Annotated in this window: 16 protein-coding genes and 1 pseudogene; 10 read left to right on the top strand and 7 right to left on the bottom strand. The window is 70.1% G+C overall.

Annotated features, from left to right (window positions below):
* Window positions 1-77: 77 nt before the first annotated feature.
* From AB0389_RS12620 to AB0389_RS12595, 6 genes are all read right to left on the bottom strand, one after another.
* Window positions 78-1,142 carry a rhamnogalacturonan acetylesterase gene (locus AB0389_RS12620; protein ID WP_366395353.1) on the bottom strand — a complete coding sequence of 355 codons (1,065 nt, stop codon included), beginning with the start codon at window positions 1,140-1,142 and terminating at the stop codon, window positions 78-80.
* 26 nt (window positions 1,143-1,168) lie between these two features.
* Complete coding sequence (locus AB0389_RS12615; protein WP_366395352.1) at window positions 1,169-3,916, bottom strand: Tat pathway signal sequence domain protein; 2,748 nt, start codon at window positions 3,914-3,916, stop codon at window positions 1,169-1,171.
* A 93-nt stretch (window positions 3,917-4,009) separates the two neighbouring features.
* A complete protein-coding gene (locus tag AB0389_RS12610) occupies window positions 4,010-4,648 on the bottom strand; it encodes a hypothetical protein (RefSeq protein ID WP_366395351.1) in 639 nt (212 codons plus the stop codon).
* Between the two features lie 7 nt (window positions 4,649-4,655).
* Window positions 4,656-5,537, bottom strand: a complete 882-nt coding sequence (locus tag AB0389_RS12605) for a carbohydrate ABC transporter permease (RefSeq protein WP_366395436.1) — start codon at window positions 5,535-5,537, stop codon at window positions 4,656-4,658.
* Window positions 5,538-5,557: 20 nt separating this feature from the next.
* Window positions 5,558-6,550 carry a sugar ABC transporter permease gene (locus AB0389_RS12600; RefSeq protein WP_366395350.1) on the bottom strand — a complete coding sequence of 331 codons (993 nt, stop codon included), beginning with the start codon at window positions 6,548-6,550 and terminating at the stop codon, window positions 5,558-5,560.
* Window positions 6,550-7,833, bottom strand: coding sequence for an extracellular solute-binding protein (locus tag AB0389_RS12595; protein ID WP_366395349.1), 1,284 nt, complete (start codon window positions 7,831-7,833; stop codon window positions 6,550-6,552). Before AB0389_RS12595 ends, AB0389_RS12600 begins: the two co-directional genes overlap by 1 nt.
* 246 nt (window positions 7,834-8,079) lie before the next feature.
* Between AB0389_RS12595 and AB0389_RS12590 the strand changes: the two genes are divergently transcribed.
* The 10 genes and pseudogenes from AB0389_RS12590 (at window position 8,080) to AB0389_RS12545 (ending at window position 18,969) form a co-directional block, all read left to right on the top strand.
* Window positions 8,080-8,733, top strand: a complete 654-nt coding sequence (locus AB0389_RS12590; RefSeq protein WP_366395348.1) for a GntR family transcriptional regulator — start codon at window positions 8,080-8,082, stop codon at window positions 8,731-8,733.
* Window positions 8,720-9,631 carry a dihydrodipicolinate synthase family protein gene (locus AB0389_RS12585; RefSeq protein WP_366395347.1) on the top strand — a complete coding sequence of 304 codons (912 nt, stop codon included), beginning with the start codon at window positions 8,720-8,722 and terminating at the stop codon, window positions 9,629-9,631. Before AB0389_RS12590 ends, AB0389_RS12585 begins: the two co-directional genes overlap by 14 nt.
* Entirely contained in the window at window positions 9,628-11,358 is a 1,731-nt protein-coding gene (araD, locus tag AB0389_RS12580) for an L-arabinonate dehydratase (protein WP_366395346.1), read from the top strand. The genes AB0389_RS12585 and araD overlap by 4 nt, the downstream gene beginning before the upstream one ends.
* Before the next feature lie 109 nt (window positions 11,359-11,467).
* Window positions 11,468-12,433: a sugar ABC transporter permease gene (locus AB0389_RS12575; protein WP_366395345.1), complete on the top strand. Its 966-nt coding sequence runs from the start codon at window positions 11,468-11,470 to the stop codon at window positions 12,431-12,433.
* Window positions 12,430-13,341 carry a carbohydrate ABC transporter permease gene (locus tag AB0389_RS12570; protein WP_366395344.1) on the top strand — a complete coding sequence of 304 codons (912 nt, stop codon included), beginning with the start codon at window positions 12,430-12,432 and terminating at the stop codon, window positions 13,339-13,341. Before AB0389_RS12575 ends, AB0389_RS12570 begins: the two co-directional genes overlap by 4 nt.
* Window positions 13,338-14,516 carry a Gfo/Idh/MocA family oxidoreductase gene (locus AB0389_RS12565; protein ID WP_366395343.1) on the top strand — a complete coding sequence of 393 codons (1,179 nt, stop codon included), beginning with the start codon at window positions 13,338-13,340 and terminating at the stop codon, window positions 14,514-14,516. Before AB0389_RS12570 ends, AB0389_RS12565 begins: the two co-directional genes overlap by 4 nt.
* Window positions 14,513-15,430, top strand: a complete 918-nt coding sequence (locus AB0389_RS12560) for a PmoA family protein (RefSeq protein ID WP_366395342.1) — start codon at window positions 14,513-14,515, stop codon at window positions 15,428-15,430. The genes AB0389_RS12565 and AB0389_RS12560 overlap by 4 nt, the downstream gene beginning before the upstream one ends.
* A gap of 234 nt (window positions 15,431-15,664) precedes the next feature.
* A pseudogene (locus AB0389_RS12555) lies at window positions 15,665-16,621 on the top strand (pectinesterase family protein); the annotation flags it as partial.
* 58 nt (window positions 16,622-16,679) lie between these two features.
* A complete protein-coding gene (locus AB0389_RS12550) occupies window positions 16,680-18,038 on the top strand; it encodes a sugar ABC transporter substrate-binding protein (RefSeq protein WP_366395341.1) in 1,359 nt (452 codons plus the stop codon).
* A gap of 97 nt (window positions 18,039-18,135) precedes the next feature.
* Window positions 18,136-18,969: a rhamnogalacturonan acetylesterase gene (locus AB0389_RS12545; protein ID WP_366395340.1), complete on the top strand. Its 834-nt coding sequence runs from the start codon at window positions 18,136-18,138 to the stop codon at window positions 18,967-18,969.
* Between the two features lie 82 nt (window positions 18,970-19,051).
* On the opposite strand, the gene AB0389_RS12540 is transcribed toward AB0389_RS12545, so the two are convergent.
* Window positions 19,052-20,770: a rhamnogalacturonan lyase B N-terminal domain-containing protein gene (locus tag AB0389_RS12540; RefSeq protein WP_366395339.1), complete on the bottom strand. Its 1,719-nt coding sequence runs from the start codon at window positions 20,768-20,770 to the stop codon at window positions 19,052-19,054.
* Between the last annotated feature and the right edge of the window lie 134 nt (window positions 20,771-20,904).

Below are 20,904 nucleotides of genomic sequence, written 5' to 3'. Positions count from 1 at the left end.
CCGCCACGCGTTCGATTTTAATCAGCCGCCGACCGTACCGGACCGATGTGTGTCACACCGGTCCGGTACGGTCGAGGTCAGCGCAGCACCCGTGCCGGGACCAGCTGTTGGGCCCGCAGCTCATCGCGGACCAGAGTCGCGAACCGGGTGGCCCCGTACTCCGAGGTGTGCGTGTTGTCGCGCTTCTCGTTGTAGAGGAAGAACGCCTTGGAACCCTCCGGCCCCGCCTCCTCGACCAGCCGCTTGGTCAGCGCGGTGAGGTCGATGAGCGGGATGTCCCGCTCGGCGGCGAGCCCGCGCAGCTGGGCCGGCAGGTCCACCCCGAGCTCGTTGACGTTGAGGGCGGGAGCGTTGTCGAGAGTCCCGTCGGCGTTGAACCAGCGGCGGACGATCGGGGTGACGAGAACCGGCCGGCCGCCGCGCGCCTCCAGCCGTGCGATCATGGTGGTGAGATTGGCCCGGTAGACGTCCGCCGGGGTCTGTTTGTCGTTGTGGGCGAGCTGGATGAGCACCACATCGCCCTGCCGGACCCGGGATTCGACCGTCGGAAACAGCGCCGGTGTGGCGAGGTACGAGCCGGTGCCCTCCCCCGAGTCCGCGTAATTGGCGACCGAGAGACCCCTCCTGACGAACTGCGGCAGCTGCTGCCCCCAACCGGTGTACGGCTCGCCAATCTGGTCGCAGACGGTCGAGTCGCCGATCAGCAGCAGCTGCGGACTGTGCGGCGCCGGTGTCACCCGCAGACCGGCGAGGAGCGGCGCCGCGCCGCCGAAGCGCAGGTCGAGCCCCGGGCTGCCGGCCGGTCCCGTCGGCTCCCCCTCGGGGTCGCGTACGTCGATGGTGAAGGCGCGGCGTACCGTACGCCCGGCGGCGGTGGCCGTCTCGGCGAGCATGGTGCGGCGGGACTCGGCCGCGACGGCGGTGCTGCCCGCCGTCGCGCCGCCGAGCAGGGCCTCCACCTCGTACGTACCGGGTGGGACGTCGAAGTGGCAGACCACGGGGGCGGTTCCGGTGCACCGGTCCAGTGCGGTGGGCCGGGCGTGACCGGGACCGTGGCCGGGGCCGTGTGCCTGGACCGGGGCCGCGGCGAGTCCTCCGAGCACGGTGAGCGCCGCCAGCGCAGTGGTGAAAGTACGTCTCATGGCCGGACTCCCCGGCCGGGCGCGGGTCACCTGGGGATGCTGTCGCCCACGAGGGCGAGGTTCTGGATGGCGGCGAGCCCGAAGAGCGCCGTGGTGTTGGTGCTGATCTCCAGGTTCTCGTAGCCGGGTTCGAGCACGTCGGGACCCTTGAGCGGGGTCTTGTCCCAGACCATGGCCTTCGTGTAGCCGTCGCTGGAGTAGAACTTCTCCCAGGCGCGGGCGGCCAGCCCCGCGTCGCCCAACTGGGCCGCCGCGTAGGCGTCCTGGCGGGAGTGGCCCTGGAAGAGCAGCAGGGAGCCGAAGTTGGAGCCGTACCGGGCGGCCTGCTCGGTCTTGCTCGCGTTGAAGTAGCGGCAGTAGTCGAGCCAGGCCGCCTTGAACGAGGGCACGTCGATGAGCGGGATCAGCTCCGCGCACATCTCGACGAGGCCGAACATCGAGGAGAGATGGGAGACGCCCACCACGGGCTTGCTCTCGACCGCGAACTTCCCGGTGTCGAGGTCGTAGAGCGCGGAGCCCTGGACGAATCCGTTGGGCTGGGCGCCGATGGTCTCCATGGTGGAGCGGAGCCTGGCCTCGGCCTTGGCGGCCTTGGGGCCCCGGCGCTCCCACTCGGTGAGCCAGGCCGCGGCGAGACCGCTCCAGTCGGTGCCGAAGCCGACCGACAGGGCGTTGCGGTCGGGCTCGTACGGTTCGGTGCGAATCTTGCGGATGGGGTCGAGGACGAGGAAGGTCTCGTCGGAGTCCACGAGCGAGTGCATCAGGTCGCCGACGCGTTCGTCCGCCGTGAGGTAGTAGTACGGGCGGCGGTAGACGGCGGTGGAGATGCGCTGCTGCTTGGCGCTGTCCGCGTAGTGCTGTACGCCGTGCCGGGTGCCGAGCCCCGCCCACTTGCCGAGGTGGTAGACGTCGACCTCGCCGGTGTGCCGGGTCATGGCCTCGGCGAAGCGGAAGATGTCGGCGCGGCCGGAGCGCAGATACGCGAACCAGAGCCAGAGGTCGGGCGAGAGCTCGGAGTTGTCCCACGCGTAGCCGCCGACGTCGTACCGCCACTGGTGCCGGTCCTCGTCGTAGCTGTGCATGATGTCGCCGTAGTCCCAGAAGCCGTACCAGCGCCGCTGTTCGACCTGGTCCTTGTAGTACGTGAAGAGGTAGTCGAGCTGCTCCTCGATCTTGGCCTTGGCGGGGACGGAGCGGTCGACGGGGGCGAAGAGTCCGCCGAACACACCTGCGGAGGTGAGCGCTTCGGCGGAGGCGGCGAGCTGGGGCGGGGTGTGGACGGCCGCGGACTGGGCGACGAGTGCGTCGGCGGTGGGGGTGGCTCCGTTGGCCCAGAACGTCAGCTCGCTGGTGCGGGCGATGCCGTACGGGGTGCCGAAGCCGGGCTCGTAGTCCTCGTAGGTGATGTTGAGGCCCTCGATCTGCTCCGGGAAGGTGTCCTGGCCCAGGCCGTCGTGGTAGAAGCGCAGGTCCATGGGCTGGGCCTCGGGCGACCAGAGCCAGAGGGTGACCTCGGCCTCGTCGCCGGCCGCGCCCCGGATGTCGAGCTGGGCGGGGTGCTTGTGCCAGAAGTCGCGCAGCCCGAAGGAGAGTCCGCCGCTGACCCCGCCGACGTAGCCGAAGCCGTTGGCCCGGCTGCCGCCGCCCGCCGGGATCCAGCCGTGGCCGGCCTTGGTGCGCTTGCGCAGGGTGAAGCCGTCGGAGGAGAGCTGGGCGAGGGTGTAGTCGCCCCAGGTGGGGATGTACTTCAGCCGGGTGGTGACACGCTGGTCCCAGGTGGCGGGGTCGGGCAGCCTCTCGCCCTTGACCTGGGCGGTGCGGACGTTGGCGCCGGGGTCGCGGCGCAGTCCGGTGATGCCCTGGACGGCTTCGGTGAGAAAGCCCTTGTCCTCGCCGGCGATACGGATGTGCCGGTCGTACGCGGCGTCGCGCATCGGGACGGTGAAGCGGACACCGAGGCCGCGGATGAAGTCGCCCTTGGTGCGGCCGGGGGTCTGCTCGCCGTCGTAGGTAATGGTGTGCACCATCCGGAACGACTCGGAGCCGGCGTAGAAGTAGAGACGGACGCTGAACGGGAGCCAACGGCGGCTGCCCTTGCGGTGTTTGCCGTCGATGCGGACCACTGCCCTTACGGGGCCGTCCTGTTCGACGGTGGCGCCGCTGATCTCGCCGTCGAACCGCTCCCACTTGGCGGTGGCGTGTTCGCCGTCGTCGAGTTCGCCCTGGCGCAGCAGGACGAGACGGCCGTCGGTGGCGATCTTGGTGGCGCCCCGGCTGACGGACTCGACGAGCCGGGTGCCGTCCTTGCCTATGACGGCCTTGATGACGCCGGTGTCGACGGTGATCCTCCGCTGGCTCCGGCTGACGGTGACCTTCTTCGCGGCGGTGGCGGGGGTGCCGGGCGCGAGGGTGAAGCGGTCGGCGCCGGCGGCCGTGGGGCCGACCGCGTGGGCCGTCCACTTGAGCGAGCCGTCCGGCCAGTAGGCGGTGGGCCAGGTCTGCACGGGTACGGCCGTGCCGTCCTCGGTGGCGAGCGCGAAGGCCGTCCCGGCGGGGTGCGCGCCCTGCCGCCACGGCACACCGAAGGTGGAGCCGGCCGCGGCGCCGAGGCCGCCGTCCTCCAGCCAGGAGACGCTGACGGGGCCGCCGGGCCCGGCGGCGGCGCGGCCGTCCGCCGCATGGGCGTCCTCCTGGCCGAGTACCCAGCCGACCTGGGTGGCGGCGCCCGCGACGGCGGCGGCCTTGAGCAGGGACCTGCGAGGGATCGGAGACATCAAATTCCTTTCATGCGCATGACATATACAGGCGTATGAATGCCGACGAACGGAAGGGGGGAAGGGGAAGAGAAACCCGGGCGGAACGGGGGTTCAGTGGTGCCCGTGGCGCCGCTCGACGGCCAGCGCGCCCGCCACGACGACCCCGAGCACGGGCGCGGCGAGCGGTGCCGCGAACCAGGCCGACACCGGCACCACGGCCAGCCCGCAGATCAGCAGCAGCGAGCCGGCCGGGTCCCGTACGGTACGGCGGACGGCGGCCGGCAGCAGCGCCCGCCACGACGCGCCGGGCCGCCAGCTCACGGCGGCCCGCAGCCCGGCGGCGAGCAGGCCGAGGAAGGCCAGCACCCCGACCGTACCGGCGAACGCACCGCCGGGCAGCCCGGCCCGTACGACGACGAGATCGGCGTAGAGCAGCCAGAGCGCCGCCCAGCCGGCCAGCCCGACGAGCCAGCCGTGCCGGGCGGCGGAGCGCAGATCGGCGGCGAACTCCCGCCAGGTCGCGGCCTCGTGGGCCAGCACCCGGCGCAGATGCGCCGCGCCGGCGGCGAGCGCGGCGGGCAGGGTGAGCAGCGGCAGCGCGGCCAGCGCGATCCACACTCCGGTGAGCAGACACTCGGCGAAGACGGCGAACGCGCGCTGGAACGCGGACTCGGGCCGGGGAGCGCGGTCCTTCGTACGCTTCGCACTCCTGGAGCGGGTGGATCGCGTGCTGCTGGTGGTCGCGCTCATGCCGGGCTCAGCCTTTCAGTCCGGAGGTGGCCATGCCGTCGATCAGATACCGCTGGAAGGCGAGGAAGAAGAGCAGGACCGGCAGCAGCGCGATGAGCGACATCGCGATCATCCCGCCGTAGTTGGCGACGCCGTCCTGGTCCACGAACATCTTCAGCCCCAGCGAGACGGTGTACTTGTCCGGGTCGTTGAGATAGATCAGCGGACCCATGAAGTCGTTCCACGCGTTGATGAAGGTGAAGATGGCGCTGGTGATCAGCGCGGGCCTGCACAGCGGCAGCACGATCGACCAGTAGATCCGCGCGTGCCCGCAGCCGTCCAGCCGCGCCGCCTCGTCCAGCTCCTTCGGCAGGTTCCGCATGAACTGCATCATCAGGAAGACGAAGAAGGCGTCCGTGGCGAGGTACTTGCCGAGCAGCAGCGGTGTGTAGGTGTTGATCAGGTCGAGCTTCTGGAACAGCACGTACTGCGGGATCAGCAGTACGTGGTACGGCAGCAGCAGGGTGCCGATCATCAGGGTGAAGAGCACATTGCGCCCCGCGAACCTGATCCGGGCGAAGGCGTAGGCCGCCAGCGAGCAGGAGATCAGCACACCGAGCACCGAACCGAGCGCCAGCACCGTGGAGTTGACGAAGAAGGTGGAGATCGGGATGTCCGCGATCCCGTCGGCGAGCCGGGTGAAGTTCTCGGTGATCGGGGCCGTGGGGAACAGCTCCAGACTGCCCACGATCTCGTCGTTGGGCTTGAACGAGCCGCCGATCACCCAGAACACCGGGTAGAGCACCACGGCCAGGACCGCGAGGGAGCCCAGGTGCCAGGCGAGCGAGCCGGCGCCGCCGCGGCGGAACGCGGTCGCCGCCCGCCGGAGGGCGGGTTCGCTCTCCACCACCGGGGTGGTCGGGGTACTGCTCACCGGGACGCCTCCTCGTAGTGCACCCAGCGTTTCTGGGACCAGAACAGCACCGCGGTCACCAGTCCGACCGCGAGCAGCAGCATCCACGCCATGGCCGAGGCGAGCCCCATCCGGCTGTTCTCGAAGCCCTGGACGTAGAGGTAACAGGTGTAGACGAGTGTGGCGTCGGCCGGACCGCAGGTGCCGCCCGCGCCGCCGAGTATGTACGCCGAGCCGAAGATCTGGAAGGAGTGGATGGTCTCCAGCAGGACGTTGAAGAACAGCACCGGGGAGATCATCGGCAGGGTGATGTTCCAGAACCGGCGCAGCGGTCCGGCGCCGTCGACCTCGGCCGCCTCGTACAGCGAGCGCGGCACCTGCTTCAGTCCGGCCAGGAAGATCACCATGGGCGCGCCGAACTGCCAGACCGTGAGCGCCACCAGGCTGTAGATGATCCAGTCGGGGTCACCGATCCAGCCGCCGACGTCCACACCGAACAGTCCGCGCTGGACGCGGTCCACCACGGCGTCGTCCGAGAAGATCGCCTTCCAGACGATGGCGATGGAGACGCTCGCGCCGATCAGCGACGGCGCGTAGAACGCGGCGCGGTAGAACGCCTGGCCGCGGCGCTGCTGGCTGAGCAGCAGGGCCACCCCGAGGGCGGCGGCCAGCTTGAGCGGGGTGCCGATGACCACGTACCAGAGTGTCACCGAGACCGAGTGGCGCCAGCGCGCGTCGGCGAACATCTCGGTGAAGTTGCCGAACCCGACCCACTGCGGGGCGTCGAAGAGGTTGTAGTCGGTGAAGGCGAAGTAGAGCGAGGCGACCATCGGGCCGGCCGTGAGCAGCAGGAACCCCGCGATCCAGGGGGACATGAAGAGATAGCCGGCCAGGTTGTCCCGGTGGCCGCGCCGCGGTGCGGCGGGGCCACCGGGGCCGGAGCCCGCCGGGGAGCCTTCGGGGAGGTGCTCCGACGCCGCGGGCCGTCTCGTCGCCACGGTGGATCCCATCAGAAGCCGATGGCCGTCTTCGACTCGGTGAAGAACTGCTTCACCGCGTCGTCCACGGACCGCGAGCCCAGGGCCAGTTCCTCGGCGAGGCGCAGGAAGGCCGACTCGGCGACGTCGGCGCCCGCCGGATGCGGCGTGATGGGCTCCAGCACACCGGTGTCGACGAGCTGCTTCTCGTAGGCGGCGATGTCCTTGTTGACCTGGTCGGTGGGCTGGAACGCCTCGTACTGCGCCGTGGTGGTGGGGACACCGCGGTCGTAGCCCATGATCTTGGCGACCTCGGGGTCGTGCACCATGAAGTCGATGAACTGGGCGACTTCCTTGGGGTGTTTGGTGCGCTTGGAGCCGCTCAGCATCAGCGAGCCGAGATACTGGCCGGTCTTCTTGCCGTCGGTGGTCGGGATGGGCGCGAGGCCGTACTCGCTCTTGCCCTCGGAGGTGTAGCGCACGGTGAAGTTGTCCCAGGTGAACTCGCAGCCGGCGATCTCGGCGGCCAGCGCGGACTTGGGCTTGATCTGCGCGACCTTCTTGGGGTCCGTGTAGAGGCCCGACTTGACGCCCTCGTACCCCTTGGTCCACCACTCCTTGAGGTCGGCCTCGGTGAACCCGAGGGCGTCCGTGGTGAAGAACGCCTTGCCGTGCTGGCGCAGATAGAGGTCGTAGAGGTACATGACCCCGTAGCCTCCGCTGTCACCGGCCCGGCCCGTGGTGTCCCGGATCTTGGCCAGCGCCGCGTCGAAGTCGTCCCAGGTCCAGCCGGGCTTCGGGCTGACGCCGGCCTTCCGGAACACCTTCTCGTCGATGACCAGGGCCATCGAGTTGCTGCCGACCGGGACGCCGAGCAGCTTCCCGTCGACCTCGCCGAAGGTCTCCAGTCCGGCCCGGAAGCCGTCCATGCTCAGGTTGCCCGCCTTGACCTGGGCGTTCAGGTCGAGCAGAACGTTCTTCGCGTCGTACTTGCGCAGGAAGCCGATGGCGTTCTGGAAGACATCGGGCGGATTGCCGCCGGAGGCCTGGGTGTTGAACTTCTTCCAGAAGTCGAGGTAGGGCTGGAAGTCCGTCTTGACCTTGATCTTCGGGTACTTCTTCTCGAAGAGCGCGATGGTCTGGTTGATCCTCTTGGCCCGGTCGTCGGAGCCCCACCACGCGTAGCGGATGGTCACACTCCCGTCGCCCGATCCGCTGCCGGATCCGCAGCCGGCCGCCGTCAGGCCGAGAGCGGCCAGTGAGCCGCCCGCGATCTTGAGCAGGCCGCGCCGGTCAACACTCCCGGTCGTAGACACAGTTCGTCTCCAGTCGCTCATTGAATCGTTTTAGGTAAGCGCTTGCCGGAATAGTCACGGACCCGCGGGGCCTACGTCAACGGTTGGGACAACATCAGTCGAAGCGCTTCGGCGCCCGGGCTTCCGGGCCCGCCCGGACTCCCCACTACTTCTGCGCGAAGCATTGACGAAACACCACGGCCGCCTTAGCTTCATCGGCGTCGTACTTCGTACGTCATATATGAGACACGAGATGTGAGAGCGCCGATGGCCTTCGCCCCGAGTCCGATCCCCTCCCGCACCCAGTACGTCCTCGAAGCGATCAAACACTCCATCCTCACCGGGGGGCTCACCCCCGGACAGCCACTGGTGGAGGCCGAACTCGCCGCGGGTTTCGGTGTGTCGAAGACACCCGTGCGCGAAGCGCTCAAGACGCTGGCCGGCACCGGCCTGGTCGTCATGAGCCAGTTCAAGGGCGCCACCGTGCGCACGGTCGACGCGGCCATGGCCCATGAGGTCTACGACGTACGGATGCTGCTCGAACCGGAGGCACTGCGGCGCTCCCTCGCCCGCCACGCCTCGCTCGAGGACGCGCGAGAGGCGCTGGTCAGAGCGGACGGGGCGGCCGACCGGGCCGAACGCTCCCTGGCCAACAGGGAGTTCCACCGGGCGCTGTATCTGCCCTGCGGCAATCCGCTGCTGGCCCGGATGCTGGACGAGGTACGCGACCAGGCGGCCCTGGTGTCGACCGTCGCCTGGGCCGCCGTGCCGTCCTGGGAGCGGGAGGCCACCGAACACCGCGAGATCCTGCGGCTCGCCCTCGCAGGTGACGCCGACGGCGCCGCCCGTGCCCTGCACGATCACATCGCCTCCTTCGTACAACGGGCGTTCCCCGAGGAGACCACGCATGACCAGCCCTGATCTCACGCAGTCACGGGACGCGCTCGCCGATGTGGTGGCGATCCCGGTGACCCCCTTCACCGCGGACGACACCCTCGACACCGACGCCCACCGGCTGCTGCTGCGCCGGCTGCTCGACGGCGGTGTCCGCACCGTCACACCGAACGGCAACACCGGCGAGTACTACGCGCTCGCCCCCGACGAGCGCCGCGCCGTCACCGAGCTGACCATCGAGGAGGCCGCCGGGCGCGCCGCGGTCCTGGTCGGCATCGGCCTCGAAGTGCCGGCCGCCGTCGCCGCCGCCACCCACGCCCGCGACGCCGGCGCGCAGATGGTGATGGTCCATCAGCCCGTACACCCCTATGTGTCGCAGGGCGGCTGGATCGACTACCACCGCGCCATCGCGGAGGCCGTTCCCGAGCTGGGTGTGGTCCCGTACATCCGTAACGCGCAGCTCGCCGGGGAGTCCCTCGCGGCCCTCGGCGAGCTGTGTCCCAATGTCATCGGCGCGAAGTACGCCGTGCCGGACGCCGCGCGGTTCGCGGCCTTCGCGCGGGACGCGGGGCTGGAGCGGTTCGTCTGGGTGGCGGGGCTCGCCGAGCTGTACGCGCCCTCGTACTTCGCGGGCGGGGCGACCGGCTTCACCTCCGGTCTGGTCAATGTCGCGCCGGCCGTCTCGCTGGGGATGCTGGAGGCGCTGCGGGCCGGGGACTACGCGGGTGCCATGAAGGTGTGGGAGCAGATCAGGCCCTTCGAGGAGCTGCGGGCGGCGCGCCAGTCCGCCGACAACGTGACGGTGGTCAAGGAGGCGCTCGCGGCCCTCGGACTCTGCCGCCGCGATCTGCGCCCGCCGAGCCGCGAGCTGCCCGAGGACCAGCGCGCGGCCGTGGCCTCGCTCGTCGCGGGGTGGGCGATATGACCGTGAAGCCGGAGGAGTTGCGCAGCCACCAGTGGTACGGGAGCGGAATCGCGTCGGGCCTGCGGTCCTTCAGCCACCGGGCCCGCACCCGTCAGCTGGGCTATCTGCCCGAGGAGCACCTGGGCAAGCCGGTCATCGCGGTCCTCAACACCTGGTCCGACATCAACCCCTGCCATGTGCATCTGCGCGAGCGCGCCCAGGCGGTCAAGCGCGGGGTGTGGCAGGCGGGCGGGTTCCCGCTGGAGTTCCCCGTCTCCACACTCTCCGAGACGTTCCAGAAGCCGACGCCCATGCTCTACCGCAACATGCTGGCGATGGAGACGGAGGAGCTGCTGCGCTCCTATCCGGTGGACGGCGCGGTGCTGCTGGGCGGCTGCGACAAGACGACACCGGCGCTGCTGATGGGCGCGGCCAGTGTGGATCTGCCCACGGTGTTCGTACCGGCGGGGCCGATGCTGCCGGGGCACTGGCGCGACGAAGTGCTCGGCTCGGGCACGGACATGTGGAAGTACTGGGACGAGATGCGGGCCGGGCTCATCGGGGAGAGTGAGCTGGCCGAGCTGGAGAACGGCCTGGCGCGCTCCCCCGGCACCTGTATGACCATGGGCACCGCGTCCACCCTCACCGCCGCGGCCGAGGCGCTCGGGGTGAGCATGCCCGGCGCGTCGTCCATCCCGGCCGTGGACTCGGGACACGAGCGGATGGCCGCCGCGTCCGGGAGCCGCGCCGTCGGCCTGGTGTGGTCGGATCTGCGGCTGTCCAAGCTGCTGACCAGGGAGGCTTACGAGGACGCCGTCGCCACCGTGCTGGCGCTGGGCGGCTCGACCAACGCGGTGATCCATCTGATCGCGATGGCGGGACGCTCCGGCATCCGGCTCACCCTGGACGACTTCGACCGCATCGCGCGGACCGTACCGGTGCTGGCCAACCTCCGTCCCGGCGGGCGGTATCTGATGGAGGACTTCCACTTCGCGGGCGGGCTGCCGGCCTTTCTGACCCGGCTGACGGACGTACTGCACCTGGACCGGCCGACGGTCGCGCACACCACCCTGCGGGATCAGCTCGACGGCGCGCTCGTACACAATCCGGATGTCATCCGCGAGCGGGACGAGGCGCTCGCGCCGGAGGGCGGGGTGGCGGTGCTGCGCGGCAATCTCTGTCCGGACGGCGCGGTCATCAAACACATCGCCGCCGACCAGCGGCTCCTCAAACACACCGGGCCCGCGGTGGTCTTCGACGACTACCGGACGATGCAGCGCACCATCAACGACCCGGCCCTGGCGATCACCGCCGACCATGTGCTGGTACTGCGCAACGCGGGCCCCAAGGGCGGGCCCGGGATGCCGGAGTACGGCATGCTGCCGATCCCCGACTATCTGCTCAAGCAGGGGGTGCGGGACATGGTGCGGATCTCCGACGCCCGGATGAGCGGCACGAGTTACGGGGCGTGTGTGCTGCACATCGCGCCCGAGTCGTACGTCGGCGGCCCGCTCGCCCTCGTACGCACCGGGGACGCGATCACCCTCGACGTCCAGGCGCGCAGCCTCCATCTGCACATCACGGACGAGGAGTGGGAGCGGCGCGCGGCCGAGTGGACCGCGCCGCCCGAGCGGTTCGGGCGCGGCTACGGAGCCCTCTACAACGAGCAGATCACCCAGGCCGACACCGGCTGCGACTTCGCCTTCCTGGCCGGGCAGGGCGACGTGCCCGACCCGTACGTGGGCTGAGCCGGTCCCCGGCCCCCGCCTCTCCGCACCACCCCGCCACCCCCTCCTCGTCCGCGACCTCACACACCGTCTGCGAAAGCGCTTCACCCACGGAACGGAGATGCAAGTCATGGCCTCAGCTGTGGCGCAGGACCAATCAGGGGCGCCGCCCCGGGCACCCGTCCCTCCGGCGGCCAAGAAGCCGGCGCGCCGTACGGGAGTCTCGGACCGCCGTCTCCCGTATCTGCTCATCGCCCCCGCCGGGCTGCTGATGCTGGGCTTCATCGCCTATCCGATGCTCAGTGTTTTCTACTACAGCCTCCAGAACTACAACCCCACCAAGCCCTGGCGGAACGGCTTCGCGGGACTCGACAACTTCCGGCGGATCTTCACCGACGATCCGCTGTTCTGGGACAGTCTCGCCTTCAGCGCCAAGTGGGTCGCCGCCGAGGTCTCCCTCCAGCTGGCCTTCGGGCTGATCCTGGCACTGCTCGTCAACCAGACCTTCGTGGGCCGGGCCGTCGCCCGCTCCCTGGTGTTCTCGCCGTGGGCGGTCTCCGGTGTGCTGACGACGACGATCTGGCTGCTGCTCTACAACCCCTCGACGGGGGTGGGCCGTTACCTGGCCGACGCGGGCATCGGAACGTACGGGTCCTCCGTGCTCTCCGACACCGGCACCGTGTTCTGGGCGGCCGTGCTGGCCGAACTCTGGCGCGGCGTACCGTTCTTCGCGATCCTGATCCTCGCCGATCTCCAGTCCATCCCCGGCGATCTCTACGAGGCGGCGTCGGTGGACGGCGCCAACCGGTTCCAGCAGTTCTTCCACATCACCCTGCCCCATCTGCGGGACGCGATCATCCTGTCCACGCTGCTCCGCGCGGTGTGGGAGTTCAACAACGTCGATCTGCTGCTCACCCTCACCAAGGGCGGACCGGCCGGGGTCACCACCACACTGCCGCTGTACGTCGCCGTCACCGGCTTCGAGGCACACGACTTCGGCTATGCGACGGCGCTGACCACCGTCGCCTTCGGAATCCTTCTCTTCTGCTCCATCCTCTATCTGCGCCTGAGCAAGTTCGGAGGCGACCGCAAGTGACCGCCGCCATCGCCGAGAAGGGCGCGCCCGCCGCGCCGGCCCCCGGCACCTCACAGCATCCTCCCGTACGGAGCCGCCGCGGGCGGCGCGAGCGCGCCTTCGACGAGGTGCCGCGGTGGCAGATCTATCTGCCGCTCGGCCTCTATCTCCTCTTCACCCTGGTGCCCTTCTACTGGATGCTGCTCTTCTCGCTGCGTCCCGCGGGCTCCGACTCGCTCGTGCCGTGGCCGATGACCTTCGACCACTTCGCGAAGGTGTGGAACGAGCGGGCGTTCTCCGTCTTCTTCCAGAACAGCGCGCTGATCGGGGTGGGCACCCTGATCTGTACGACGGGCGTGGCGCTGGCCGGCGGCTACGCGCTGGCGCGCTTCGACTTCCGTATCAAGCAGGGCTTCATGCTGGCGCTGCTGTGCTCCCAGTTCATCCCGGGCGCGCTGATGCTGGTCCCGCTCTTCCAGATCTTCAAGAACCTCCAGCTGATCAACTCCCCGCTGAGCGTGGTGATCGCGGAGACGGTGTTCCAGCTGCCCCTGTCGATCATCCTGATCAGCGGCTTCATCAGGAATGTGCCGTACTCCCTGGAGGAGGCGGCCTGGGTCGACGGCTGCTCCCGGCTCCAGGCGTTCCGTATCGTCGTCCTGCCGATGCTGCGGCCCGGTCTGATCGCCGTCGGCTCGTTCGCCTTCGTGCACAGCTGGAACCACTTCCTCTTCGCGCTGATGTTCCTGATGGACCAGGACAAGCAGACGATCCCGGTCGGTCTGTCGACACTGATCGGGGCGGACAGTGTGGACTTCGGGGCGCTGGCCGCGGGCGGTGTGATCTCGGCGGTGCCGGTGGTGATCGTGTTCGCCTTCATCCAGAAGTGGCTGATCAGCGGATTCAGCGCGGGGGCGGTGAAGGGATGAGCCGTGAAGGGACGATCCGTGAAGGGGCGATCCTGCCCGTCGTACTCGCCGGGGCGCGCGGCCACGGCCACTCGCATCTCGTCAACATCCGCCGGCTGGAGGAGGCCGGGCTGGTACGGCTCGTGGGGATCTGCGAGCTGCGCCCGCTGAGCGCCGAGGAGCTGGCCGGCTTCGGCGATCCCGAGCAGTCCGCCGACCTCGGTGAGCTGCTGGACCGTACGGGCGCCCGGCTCGCCGTGATCTGCACACCGATCCACACGCACACGGAGCTGACCCTCACCGCCGCGGCACGGGGTGTGCACACCCTGCTGGAGAAACCCACCGCGCCGTCGTTCGCCTCGTACGAACGGCTGCTGGCCGGGCTCGCCACACACGGTACGGCCTGTCAGATCGGCTTCCAGTCGCTGGGCTCGCACGCCGTGCCGGCGATCAGGGAGCTGATCGCGGACGGTGCGATCGGGGCGGTGCGCGGGATCGGCGCCGCCGGGGCGTGGGCGCGGGACGAGGCGTACTACACCCGCGCGCCCTGGGCCGGGCACCGCACCCTGGACGGGCGGGACGTCGTGGACGGTGTGCTGACCAATCCGCTGGCCCACGCGCTGGCCACGGCGCTGCGCATCGACGGCTCCGACGGGGCCGGCGATCTGGCCGGGGTGGAGCTGGAGCAGTTCCGGGCCAATGACATAGAGGCCGACGACACCACCTGTCTGCGGCTGCGCACGGCCCGCTCCACCCGGATCACGGTGGCGGTCACGCTCTGCGCGGAGGAGCCCGGGGAGCCGTACGTCGTGGTCCACGGGACCAGCGGCCGGATCACCTTCTGGTACAAGGAGGACCGGGTGCTGGTGCAGCGGGTGAACCGGGGGCCCGAGCAGACCGTGTACGCGCGGACCGATCTGCTGGAGAACCTCGTCGCGCATGTGACCGCGGGCGACGCGCTGCTCGTACCGCCGGAGCGGACCGGCGCCTTCACCCGGGTCGTCGAGTCCGTACGGACGGCGCCGCTGCCCGTACGGCTGCCGCCGGACGCCTGGTACGGCGCGCCGGGCGGGCAGGGGCCGCGCCGGGTCGTCCGGGGCGTGGACAAGCTGGTGGCGGAGAGCGCGGAGTCCCTCGCCACCTTTTCCGAGCTGGGCGCGGGCTGGGCCGCGCCCCCTGCGGAGGTGCACTCATGAGAAGCCTGCCACGCGTTTCCCCGGTCGCCGGGGCGACGGTGCTGCACTGTGACGATCTCGCCGTGGCCACCTATACCCACCGTACGGACCGGCCCGACCGGGCGGCGATGCCGGTGGCGTCGGTGACAGGGGCGGCGCGTCCGTACCTGCATCCCGTACGGACGCTCGGCGGGGTCACGGTCACGGAGCTGCGGCCCTCCGACCATCCGCACCATCTGGGGGTGTCGATGGCGGTGCCGGACGTCGCCGGCACGACCTTCCCCGGCGTCAACTTCTGGGGCGGGCGCACCTATGTGCGTGACCTGGGGCCCGTGGAGCTGGACAACCACGGCACGCAGGAACACACGGGCTGGCTGCTGCGCGATCCCGACGGGTGTGTGCAGGAGCTGTCCTGGTCGCGCCGGGGCCGGGAGCTGCTCCGGGAGCGGCGGACGATCAGCGCGCTGGCGCTCACGGACCGGGCGTGGGCCCTCGACTTCACATCGGCGCTGACCAATGTGTCGGGTGAGGACCTGTCGGTGGGCAGCCCGGCGACCAACGGGCGTCCCGGGGCCGGTTACGGCGGCTTCTTCTGGCGGGCACCCCGGCCGGGCCCCGACGAGCCGGCGCCGGACGTGTTCACCGGGGCCGCGGCGGGCGAGGAGGCGGTGCACGGGCGCAGCGCCGACTGGCTGGTGCTCGCGGGGCGGGACTGGTCGCTGCTGTTCTGCGGCGGGAACACCGAGACCCGCGCGGACCCGTGGTTCGTACGCACCACCGAGTATCCGGGGGTGGGCTCCTCGCTGGCGTGGGAGCGGCGGCTGCCGCTGCCCGCGGGCGGGACCACCGCCCGGCGTGTGGTCACCGTCGTGGCCGACGGCCGGCTCGACCGGCCGGCCGCGGCGGCCCTGGCCCGCAGGGCGGTGACCGCCTGAGCGCCGTTCCGCCGCGCCGTACCCGAATCCTGTGAGGAGAGAGCCGCAATGACGCACTCGCACCCGCACACCGACACTCACGCTGCCACTGGCACTGGCACTGACACCGACACCCGCTCCCACCGCTTCTCCCCGCGCGCCGCGGCCGTCGGCCTGACCGCGCTCACCGCGCTGCTCGCCCCCTTCGTCACCGCGCCCCCGGCGGCACACGCCACGGAGCGGCCCGCCCCGGCCGTCCTGCACGTACCCGCCGACTACCCCACCGTCCAGACCGCCGTGGACGCCGTACCGGCGGGGAACACCGAGCCGGTGACCATCGCCATCGCCCCGGGTACGTACCGGGAGCAGGTCCGGATCCCGGTGACCAAGCCGCATCTGCTGCTCAAGGGCACGGCGCGGGACCGGTCGCGTACGGTGATCGTCTTCGACACGCCCAACGAGTACGGCGGTTCCAGCGGCAGCGCGACCGTGCTGATCGCCGCGAGCGATGTCACCGCCCGCGATCTCACCTTCGTCAACGACTTCGACGAGGCGGCGCACGACCTGGCCAACGAGCAGGCGCTGGCGATGAAGACCACCGGTGACCGGATCGTCTTCGAGAACACCGCCTTCAAGGGCAACCAGGACACCCTGATGACGGACAGCCCGGCGCTGACCCGGCTCAGCCGCGTCTATGTCCGCGACTCGTACATCGAGGGCGATGTCGACTTCATCTACGGGCGGGCCACCACGGTCATCGAGCGCTCCGTGATCAAGGCGCTCAGCCGGGGCTCGGACACCAACAACGGCTATCTGACGGCCGCTTCGACGTGGAAGGAGAACCCGTACGGGTTCCTGATCACCCGCAGCCGGGTGATCAGCGACGCGCCCGCGGGGACCTTCCACCTCGGCCGGCCCTGGCATCCGGGCGGACAGCCGGACGCGATCGCGCAGGTGCTCTTCCGTGACACCGAACTGCCGGCCGCCGTCAAGTCCGAGCCGTGGACGGACATGAGCGGCTTCTCCTGGAAGGACGCCCGGTTCGCCGAGTACCGCAACTACGGCCCGGGGGCGGGCGTCACGCCCGACAGGCCGCAGCTGACGGACGCCGAGGCGGCCGGCCACGAGGTCGCCGACTATCTGGCGGGCCCGGACGGCTGGGCGCCGCAGAAGTCCGTACGTGCCCATGGCACCCACCACGCACACCACTGACATCCCCCACATCGCTGATTCCGATGATTCCGATGATTCCGAGAGAGAAGAGCCGGCCATGAGTATCCGAAGGACATCCAGCAGAGCCCTGTCCCCCAGAAGCCGGACGGCCGCGGCCGTCTCGCTGAGCGCCGTCCTCGCCCTGACCGCCACCGCGTGCGGCGACGACGGGAGCGGCGGGGGCGGCAGCGAGGGATCCGGCAAGGGCGAGATCACCCTCTGGGACAACAACACCGGTGAGCGCCGGGACATCTGGGCGCAGATCATCAAGGACTTCGAGAAGGAGAACCCGGACATCCACGTCAAGTACGTGGGGATCCCGATCGACCAGGTCCAGGCGAAGTACGACACGGCGATCGACGGCGGCGGGCTGCCGGACGTCGGCGGTGTGACCACCGCGTACCTCTCCAACCTGGTGGTACGGGACGTCCTGGAGCCGGTGGGCGACCGGATCGACGCCAGCGGCGGCCTCAAGGGGAAGCTCGTCCCGACGATGGTGGACGGGGTGAAGGCGGCGGGCGGCCGGGGTGACAAGATGTACTCCGTGCCGACCTCCAGCAACAACGGCACACTCTGGTACCGCACGGACCTGTTCGACGCGGCCGGGCTGGAGGCGCCGACGTCGTGGTCGTCGTTCTACGCGGCGGCCGAGAAGCTCACCGCGGCGGGGAAGAACAAGTTCGGCTACACCATCCGCGGTGGCGCCGGCTCCATCGCGCCCGCGATGGACGCGATGTACGGGCAGTCCGGCATCTCGGAGTTCTGGGACGGCGACAAGACCACGGTCAACGACCCGAAGAACGTCGCGGCGCTGGAGAAGTACGTCGCCCTGTACAAGAAGGTGACGCCGTCCGCCGACGTCAACAACGACTTCATCAAGATGGTCGCGCAGTGGGACAACGGCACGATCGGCATGCTGACCCACAACCTCGCCTCGTACCAGAACCATGTGGAGGCGCTCGGCAAGGAGAAGTTCAAGGGGCTGCCCTACCCGACGCAGGAGGACGGTTCGCGCGTCCAGGTCTCCAACCCGGTCGACGGACTGGGCCTGTTCAAGAACAGCAAGAACAAGGCCGCGGCCTGGAAGCTGATCGAGTTCGCGGCCTCGCACAAGTCCAACAGCGCGTGGAACGCGTCGGCGGGCTCCATCCCGGCCAACACCGACGCCGCCGCCGACGCCTGGATCCAGGAGGCCGAGCCGACCGCCGCCGCGATGAAGGCGCTCAGCGACGGCAGCACGAAGATCGTCAACCTGCCGTACTACCTGCCGGACTGGAACACCATCAGCAAGTCCGGCAACGAGCCCAACTTCCAGAAGGTGCTGCTCGGTGACATGTCCGCGAAGGACTTCGCGGACAAGCTCGCCAAGGAACTCAACGCGGCCCAGGCGGAGTGGAAGGAACAGCAGAAGGGCTGACCTCCGGCCGGTGGGGTACGGGGGTGTGCGCGGCCCCCGTACCCCGCCGGCCCGGCACGCCTTCTCCCCTCGTCCCAGGAAAGTGAGGCACACCGACGTGTCCATCTCCCGACGACAGGCATCCGCGGCGCTCTCCGCGCTGCCGCCCGCCGTTATCACCGGGACCGGGACCGGGGCGGCGAGCGCCCCCGCCCGTCCCCGCAGGACCGTGCATATCGCCGGGGACTCCACGGCCGCCGGCAAGTACGCGAGCGCCGCGCCCGAGACCGGCTGGGGCATGGCGCTCCCCTTCCTCCTCGGGAACGGCATCGCGGTCGCCAACCACGCGGTGAACGGCCGCAGTTCGAAGAGTTTCATCGACGAGGGGCGGCTCGCTACGCTCCTCGGCGGGGTGCGCCCCGGCGATCTGCTGCTCGTCCAGTTCGGCCACAACGACGAGAAGTCCGCCGATCCCACCCGCTACACCGAGCCGTGGTCCACGTACCAGGACTGTCTGCGGCAGTATCTGAAGGGGGCCCGCGACGCCGGGGCCGGGCCGGTGCTGCTCACCTCGGTGGAGCGCCGGAAGTTCGACGCGGCGGGCGGCGCGGTGGCCACCCACGGCGAGTATCCGGCGGCGGTACGCGCGCTGGCAGCCGAGGAGCGGGTGCCGCTGCTGGATGTCCAGGCGTCGTCGCTGGCGCTGTGGCAGGAGCTGGGGCCCGAGGCGACGAAGACGTACTTCAACTGGCTCCCGCCGGGCGAGTCGCCGAACTATCCCGACGGTGTCTCCGACAACACACACTCCAGCCCGACGGGCGCCGTCGCGGTCGCGCGGCTGGTGGCCCGCGCGCTGCGGGACGAGCGGGTGCTCGCGGCCGGCGAGGTGCGCCGGCTGGAGAAGGAGATCCCGGTGTCCTGGCTGAGGTGGCTGGACAGCCCGGTCCCGTAGACCTTCCTTCAGGCCGCGCCGTCCGGGGAGTTGCCTCTCCGGACGGCGCGCGTCACATCGGGCCGGGTCACGTCAGGTCGGGTCAGGTGAGAAGGTCCAGGCAGTCGAACGAGGTGCCGGGGCTCAGGAAGCCGGAGCCGGTGGAACCGCTGACCACGTTCACCTTCAGCACGTTGTACTGACCGGTGTCCGTCTGCCAGGCGGAGGCGGGCACGCTGTAGCTGAAGGTGTAGTTGTTGCCCCGGTAGGACCCGGTGGTCAGCGAGCGGGTGGAGGGCTGGGTGGGCGGCGAAGGGATCGACGACACCCAGTCGTTGACGGTGATCCGGGGGCGGGCGTTGATGTACGCGGTGGTGACCCCGATCCGCAGGGTGTGCGCGGCGGCGGCCTGGGCGGCGGTCAGCCGGAAGTAGACCAGCACACCGTCGTTGACGCCCGACCAGATGTAGCAGGGGAAGGACGCCGTCTCGCCGCTGCCGATCACCACGTTCCCGGTCCAGGCGGCGGCCCGTACGTCCGAGGGGTGGGCGTACGTCATCAGCTGGGCGTTCTTGAAGCCGGCCGGTGTGCCGCTCCAGTTGTTGATGCGCCAGATCGCCGGGGCGCTGCTCGGGTCGTTGGTGACCGTGAGGGTGTTGAGCGCCGTGGCGTTGCCCGCCGTGACCGTCACCGAGGTGGTGTACACGGCGAGTTCGCCCTTGTAGACGGTCAGCGTGTAGGTGCCGGGCAGCATGTTGGGGCAGGAGTACGCGCCGTTGGACGCGGCGGCCGTGGCCCAGTACTGGGCGCTCGCGTTGGCGAAGCCCACCGTGTACGGGTAGGCGGTGTCGCGGCCCGCGATGCCCACGCCCGCGACCCGGCCCCGACCGCTCCTGCCCACCCAGCCGGAGATACCGAGGCCGTCCACCCACGAGGTGTCCAGATTCGCGGCGTAGAGGGAGGAGGCGGGCGCGCCGCCGTTGGTGAAGCTCAGGACGTACGGGCCCTGGAGGCCGAAGCGTTCGGCCTCGGTCTGGGCCTGGTTGTAGTGCAGGATCTCGTAGAGCCCGACGCCGCCCTCGTTGGAGTGGCGCAGCAGCGAGCGGTAGAAGGGGCCGCCGGACGCCTTCTCGTGGTTGCTGCGGACCATCCAGAGGCCGACCGAGCCGGTGGTGTAGCCGATGTAGTCGTAGTCCATCACCCGCACACCGGAGTAGTGCTTGGAGCGGGTCTGGCCGCTGGACTGCCGGTAGACGTCGGACGCCTCGATGACGGCGTCGGACGCCTCGACCCAGCCGTCGGGGGCGGTGTTGGGGAAGATGCCGGGCTTGAGCCGGACGATGTAGCGGGTGGCGGTGAACGAGGTGTCGGCCTTGTTGGTCCAGAGGTACACGTTGTTCTCGCCGCTGCGTGCCGCGTAGTAGTGGCGCAGGGTGCCGTGGACGACGGAGACGAGGATGGTGGTGCCGGACTGCGCGATGGTGACGGTGGAGGCGCCGAGGCCGGACTCGACGTGGGAGTGCTTGCCGCCGTACCCCTCGTACTCGGTGGTTCCGTAGACCAGTGAGGTCAGGTCACCGCTGCTCTTGGAGACCTTGAAGACCAGGTTGGCGCCGGTGCTGATGACGTAGTTCGTGCCGTCGTCGCTGTATCCGAAGGCCGCGGCCAGCGCGGGGGTGGCGGTGAGTCCGGTGACGGCGGCTCCCGCCGCGACGACTCCGGCGGCGGTGGCGCCGAGGACGCCGCGGCGCGAGGGGTACCGGCGGGCGGTGGTCGTCGGCTCCGTGATCGCCGGCTCCGTGGCCGGGGGGTCGGTCGTCATGGGGGGACTCCAACGGTAGGCGGGTGCGGGGGAGGTGAGAACGCGGAGGGAGGGTGGGTACGCACCTCCCTCCGCGTTCCCTGGTCGCCGCCGCCCGCGCCTTGGTTGCCGCGGGTTCGGAAGTTTTTCCCGAG

This window comes from Streptomyces sp. NPDC093109, from assembly GCF_040701725.1.
Taxonomy (GTDB): Bacteria; Actinomycetota; Actinomycetes; order Streptomycetales; family Streptomycetaceae; genus Streptomyces.
The sequence above is the reverse complement of the archived record's forward strand: the minus strand, read 5'-3'. Positions and strand labels throughout refer to the sequence as shown.